The organism is Acinetobacter sp. YH12251, from assembly GCF_013417465.1.
GTDB classification, from domain to species: Bacteria; Pseudomonadota; Gammaproteobacteria; order Pseudomonadales; family Moraxellaceae; genus Acinetobacter; species Acinetobacter amyesii.
Genome location: NZ_VPDZ01000008.1, coordinates 193,814 through 200,432 on the forward strand (window position 1 = coordinate 193,814; position 6,619 = coordinate 200,432).

Annotated in this window: 5 protein-coding genes; 4 read left to right on the forward strand and 1 reads right to left on the reverse strand. The window is 41.4% G+C overall.

Features of this window, described 5'->3' with window-relative positions; all coding sequences use genetic code 11:
• The first annotated feature begins 1 nt into the window (after position 1).
• The 4 genes from hcaD to FTV27_RS09170 all read left to right on the forward strand — a co-directional run bounded on the left by hcaD (position 2) and on the right by FTV27_RS09170 (position 4,861).
• Positions 2-1,237, forward strand: a complete 1,236-nt coding sequence (gene hcaD / locus FTV27_RS09155) for a 3-phenylpropionate/cinnamic acid dioxygenase ferredoxin--NAD(+) reductase subunit (RefSeq protein WP_180078119.1) — start codon at positions 2-4, stop codon at positions 1,235-1,237.
• 433 nt (positions 1,238-1,670) lie between these two features.
• A complete protein-coding gene (locus tag FTV27_RS09160; protein ID WP_078192769.1) occupies positions 1,671-2,573 on the forward strand; it encodes a DMT family transporter in 903 nt (300 codons plus the stop codon).
• A gap of 230 nt (positions 2,574-2,803) precedes the next feature.
• Positions 2,804-3,745, forward strand: a complete 942-nt coding sequence (locus FTV27_RS09165; protein WP_180078121.1) for a cation diffusion facilitator family transporter — start codon at positions 2,804-2,806, stop codon at positions 3,743-3,745.
• 60 nt (positions 3,746-3,805) lie between these two features.
• Complete coding sequence (locus FTV27_RS09170) at positions 3,806-4,861, forward strand: MBL fold metallo-hydrolase (RefSeq protein ID WP_180078123.1); 1,056 nt, start codon at positions 3,806-3,808, stop codon at positions 4,859-4,861.
• Between the two features lie 82 nt (positions 4,862-4,943).
• Here the strand turns inward: FTV27_RS09170 and FTV27_RS09175 are convergent, their stop codons facing one another.
• Positions 4,944-6,464, reverse strand: a complete 1,521-nt coding sequence (locus tag FTV27_RS09175) for a catalase (RefSeq protein WP_111884100.1) — start codon at positions 6,462-6,464, stop codon at positions 4,944-4,946.
• Positions 6,465-6,619: the final 155 nt, after the last annotated feature.

Here is a 6,619-nt window from a genome sequence, read left to right on the forward strand (position 1 = left end):
CATGAGCCAAAATGGTATCGAAACCATCGTTATTGTTGGAGCTGGTCAAGCTGGTGCTAGCGCCATTTTAGAACTCCGTGCGAACAAGTATGAAGGCAAAATCATTTTGGTGGGTGATGAAACACATCTTCCTTATGAACGTCCGCCTTTGTCTAAAGACGTAATTCTAAAACCTGAAGAGACCAAAATCGAAATTCTGTCAGAAGAAAAATTGGCAGAACTCGGTGTTGAACATATTCGTGGCAATGGCGTTGTGAAAATCCATAGCGATGCGAAAACAGTTGAACTGAAAAATGGTGAAATTGTAGCATTTGACAAGTTGCTTATAGCAACTGGTGGTGCAGCACGCCGTTTACCGAATTTCGATGCTTTGGGTAAACACGTTTATACCTTACGTAACCTTGAAGATTCACAAGCATTGGTGCCTGTATTACAAGCGGGTCGCCGTATTGTTTTGATCGGCGGTGGTGTAATTGGTTTAGAACTTGCATCTTCAGCACGTTCTAAAGACTGTATCGTGACCGTGATTGAAATGGGTCCAATGGTGATGGGGCGTTCATCTCCACGTGTTTTAAGTGAATTCTTATTGGCACAGCAACGTCTTGCAGGTGTAGATGTTCGTCTTTCGACTTCTATTTCTGACTGTAAGCTTGATGGCGAAGAAGTGGTGATCACGCTTGAAGGCGGCGAAGAACTTCGTGCAGATGCTGTAGTTTACGGTATTGGCATTGTGCCAAATGCTCAACTTGCGGTTGATGCAGGTTTAGACGTTGATTTTGCCATTAAAGTGAATGATAACTGCCAAACTTCGCATCCAGATATTTATGCAGCGGGTGACGTTGCGACTCAGCTTCGTGACTGTGGTAACCACCGTCGTGTCGAAACTTGGGAAAATGCGAACTTGCAAGCAGGTATCTTTGCTCGTCATGTAATGGGTGTTGAACATCCAACCCCAAATCCAGCGTGGTTCTGGACAGATCAATTGAATATCAACTATCAATTTGTAGGTGATATGGCTGCAAGCGAATGGATTGCACGTGGCGAAGTTAATCCTGAATTAGCTGCAGAATCATCATTTGTTTTATTTGGTGTTACTGACGGTGTAATCGTGGGTGGTATTACTGTAAATGCTGCGAAAGAGATGCGTCATTTGAAAAAATTGATTAGCAAGAATGCGGCGTTTGAAGCGGATAAATATTTAGATTTAAGCCAAGATTTACGTAAACTTGTAAAGTAAGCTGAATGTCTAAGAGGAGCAGACTTACGGTAACGTAGGTCTGTTTTTTTATGTCTTTAGTTTTAGCATCGCCCTTATAAAGCTATTTTTGTAGTCCATTTATATAGTTTTAGCTTATGTAGAACTATTCAACGGTTTTAATCCTCCCAGCCCTCCTTTTTCAAAGGAGGGAGTAGTCTTTGTGAAGAATGGATTTCTTTTGGATGGTTCCCCCTCTTTTTTAAAGAGGGGCTAGGGGAGATTATTGATCGTTTGAGGAGAAGTCCATATACCCCAAACGATCGGTGGCATTCATACCGCCTCCAATTTAGTTGATAAAGTGGAGAGCAATAATTGGTCTTAAACTTTATTAGTTAATGGTCTTACGAGTAGTTCCAGATCTGAATAGTGGGTTTCAGGTTAAGTCGTTAGAACAATCAAATTTGAGAATGAAATGAAATCTTCACTGCCGCTGACGGCAAGTATATATGCTCTTTTGGTACTGATTTGGGCGACGACGCCGCTCGCGATTGTGTGGAGTGTACAGGAAATACATCCGATGTGGGTGTTGATTATCCGTTACTTCGGCGCATCTATTATTGCGCTGTTTCTGTTGAAATTGATGCGTGATCCTTTGCCGTTTGATGAAACCTCATTAAAAAGTTATGTGGCAGGGAGTTTGAATTTGATTGGCGCACAGTTGTTTATTTATCTCGCAGCCAATTATCTCACCTCTGGTTTAATGGCACTGATTTTTGGTTTTTCACCCTTAATTGCCGGTTTGATTGGGCATGTAATTTTAAAAACACATAAATTGGTCGCTTTGCAGTGGTTGGGCATGGCGGTTGCAGTGGGTGGTCTAACTTTTGTCTTTGCAGATTCTGCTGATAGCAAAGTCAATCCAATTGGCGTTGTACTGATGCTAATCAGCATGGTGTCGTATATTAGTTCGATTTTTTGGGTGAAGCAGATTAATGCACCGTTAAAGCCGATGTCACAGGCAACCGGTTCCCTGATTGTTTCTGCTTTAGGATCGATGCTCATTATTCCATTTATTTGGCAGCATTTTCCAACCGAATTGCCAAGCGGCCGTGCGATGATTGGATTTGTCTTTACTATGATCATGTCATCCATTGTAGCGATGCTGTGTTACTTCTGGCTGATCAAACGTTTGGCGGCATCAACGGTGTCACTCAGTAATGTGATGACACCTGTCATAGCATTGGTTTTGGGAGCGACGTTGAACAGTGAACATATTAGCTCCAATGCCTTTGTTGGAATCGTGGTCGTGATGTTTGGTATTGTGATGTACTTTTGGAAAGAGTGGCGCGAGCAATATTTTAATAAAGTACGTTGAACCTCGTACATCTAGAGAATTATACGGAAGCTGCGGCTTCCTTTTTTTTCTATCCCTTTGCGCTAAAGAGCGTGTTTCACATGGAACATGATGGCATTGTCGAAACAATCGACAGTTGGTGTAAAAACAACAAAATAACAAACAACAGCTACAGTCAGTTTGAGTACTATGGAATGAGCTATAAAATCAAATAGATCTGTTTGATAAAAATAAATTTAGGACAATTTTAAATGTCTGAATCTAACAAAATCGTGGTATATGCAGCGCTCTTCGGCAATTTAGCGATTGCACTGGTGAAGTTTGTCGCTGCCTATATCACGAATAGTTCGGCCATGTTGAGTGAAGCTATTCACTCTGTGGTTGATACTTTAAATGAAATCTTACTGCTCTACGGTATGAAAAAATCGCAGCAGCCAGCAAATGCACGCCATCCGTTTGGCTATGGGCGAGAGCTGTATTTTTGGGCTTTTATTGTGGCGTTGATGGTCTTTGCTTTGGGTGCGATCGTGTCGATTTATCAAGGGGTTAGTCATATTTATCATCCCGAAGAAATGCAAAATCCGATGATTAACTATATCGTATTAGGTATTGCGATTTTGTGTGAAGGGACGTCTTGGTTTGTGGCATTGAAAGCATTTCGTAAAATCAAAGGGAAACAGGGCTATTTTGAAACATTTCGACGCAGTAAAGATCCGACGACATTTACCGTGTTATTTGAAGATTCAGCAGCGCTGATTGGTCTGTTTATTGCCCTGATCGGTATCTATTTATCACACGCGCTGAATATGCCAATGCTTGATGGTCTGGCATCAATTCTAATTGGGGTTGTACTCGCTATTTCAGCGATCTTACTTGCACGTGAGACTAAAGGATTGCTCATGGGAGAAACTGCTGACCCACAATTGAGGCATAATGTCTTGATGGTTGCAGAGCAAGATCCAGCAGTGCATTCTGCCAATGGGGTGTTAACAGAGCAGATGGGTGCACATCAAGTTTTGGCATCTTTGAGTCTTGAATTTAAAGATAATTTAACGTCAGATGATATAGAAGCTTGTGTCAACAGAATTGAAGCACAAATTAAACAGCTTCATCCTGAAATTGTGGCACTCTTTGTCAAGCCTCAATCTCGGAAGGTTTGGCTTGAGCGCATGAAAGGTCGTCTTGATCAATAGGTCTGCGAGGTTAAATACTTTGCAAGGTTTGTCAGCATAGTGAATGAATTTTAAATACACATGAATCAAAAAACTCAATCAGCACAGTTTCAAATCAGAACTAAAAGCTGTATGAAACATACGTGGACGAAGCCTGTATTTGATTATCTGGCAACTGACCATTTTAATGGGGAAAAATTCTTTAATACCCTTCGAAATCCAGATGCGTTTACGCGTAAAGATATGCTGAAATGGATCATGACGCGTAAAAGCGATACATGGAAAGTAGATCGTGAGCAAGAATACCAACAGTTTTTTGCTTCTTCGCGTAGCATTCCGCACAATCGGCCATTGGCTAAAATGGATGATTGGTTGGTTTGGTTTGTCGGACATGCGACGGTTTTGATTCAAATTGGGCCATATAATTTTTTGACCGATCCTGTATGGGCGGAGTATGCAGGCCCACGTCAAGGGACTGGACCACGACGTGCTTGTCCTGCAGGAATTGCCTTAGAAGAATTACCTACAATTCATGGGGTTTTACTGAGCCATAATCATTATGATCATATGGATTTAGCAACCTTGAATTGGTTACATGAACAATTTGCTATGCCGATTTATACTGGTTTAGGCAATGCTTATTATTTACCCACACATTTCAATGTCATTGAACTTGATTGGTGGCAATCGGAAATGTTTGAAGATTTGCGTATCGTTTATACGCCTGCACAGCATGGTTCAGGTCGTGGTTGGCGAGATCAAAATCATGCCTTATGGGGAGGTTTTTCCATCGTGCATAGTACAGGACATTTCTTCTTTGCTGGAGATACGGGCTATGCCGCACATTTCAAACAAATCCATACACGCTTAGGTGCACCCCGAGTAGCGTTATTACCGATTGGAGCTTATGAGCCACGTCGTTTAATGAAATATTTGCACATGAATCCCGAAGAAGCTTTTCAGGCGCATAAAGATTTACAGTCAAAATGTTCATTGGCAATGCATTATCGGACGTTTCAGTTGACTGATGAAGCTAGAGACCAACCTGAACATGACTTACATCATGCAATGCGAAAAACATCAAAGTTAATGAATCCATTTTTAACCATGCATGAAGGCAAAAAGTTGATTGTTTAAGGATTAATTAGAAGGTAATTGGAATATTTAATGCCAAGAAAAAACCACCTTAAAAGGTGGTTTTTTTATTCAAAGATAAAACTTAAAGCAAGCCTGGATTACCTTGAGCTGGATCAGTTGCACGAGCAGCTTGCGCATCCGCTACAGTTAAGCCTAATGCTTTTGCAACACCTTCACCATAAGCTGGATCACATGCGTAACAGTTACGGATATGACGATATTTGATGAAGTCGAGTGCATCGCCCATTGCGCCAGCAGTGTTATTAAACAATGCTTGTTTTTGTTCATCATTCATTAAGTTGAATAATGCACGTGGTTGACTGAAATAGTCGCTGTCATCTTCGCGGTAATCCCACAAGTCAGCATCACCAGTAATTTTCAATGGTGGTTCTTTGTATTGTGGTTGCTCTTGCCATTGGCTGAAGCTGTTTGGTTCATAATGCGGTGTTGCACCATAGTTACCATCCATACGGCCTTGACCATCACGACGGTTGGAATGAACAGGGCAACGTGGTGCATTTACAGGAATTTGGTAATGGTTTACACCCACGCGATAACGTGCAGCATCAGCATAGTTGAATAAACGCGCTTGCAGCATACGGTCAGGTGAGAAGCTAATGCCCGGCACCAAGTTACTTGGTGCAAAAGCGGCTTGTTCAACATCTTGGAAATAGTTTTCAGGGTTACGGTTGAGTTCGAATTCACCCACTTCAATCAACGGATAGTCGCCTTTAGGCCATACTTTGGTTAAATCAAATGGGTGATAAGGTACTTTTTCTGCATCAAGTTCAGGCATAATTTGAACGTACATTTTCCATTTTGGAAAATCGCCGCGTTCAATTGCATTGAACAGATCGGTTTGTGAGCTTTCACGGTCTTTGGCAATAATCGCTTCAGCTTCAGCATCGGTTAAGTTTTTAATGCCTTGTTGAGTGCGCATGTGGAATTTAACCCAGAAGCGTTCATTATTGGCATTAATAAAACTGAAAGTATGACTGCCAAAACCATGCATATGACGGTAACCATCTGGAATACCGCGGTCAGACATCACAATCGTAACTTGGTGTAGAGCTTCAGGTAGTAAAGTCCAAAAATCCCAGTTATTAGTTGCACTACGCTTATTAGTTTTAGGATCGCGTTTTACTGCTTTGTTTAAGTCAGGGAATTTACGAGCATCACGTAGGAAGAAGACAGGGGTGTTATTACCAACTAAATCCCAGTTGCCTTCTTCAGTATAGAATTTAAGGGCAAAACCACGAATATCGCGTTCTGCATCTGCAGCACCACGCTCACCCGCTACGGTAGAGAAACGAGCAAAAAGTTCAGTTTTTTTACCAACTTCTGAGAAAATTTTAGCGCGGGTATATTGGGTAATATCGTTAGTCACGGTAAATGTACCGAAAGCACCAGAACCTTTGGCATGCATACGACGCTCTGGAATTACTTCACGAACGAAATTACCGAGTTTTTCATTAAGCCATAGGTCTTGGGCAAGTAAAGGACCACGTGCACCTGCCGTCATACTGTTCTGATTATCTACAACAGGAGCACCAGCATCAGTTGTTAGGTGGGTGACAGGACATTTTTTAACGTCGTCGCTCATTGAGTATCTCCATTATTATAATCATGTACTCTGTACACGACAAAAATAGATAACTCATTGAAATAATGTCACAATAATTGTTTTCTAACGACGAATACTATGACACATCTCAATGAGTTATATCTTATCTTAAACAAATCTCTAAAATGGAACAA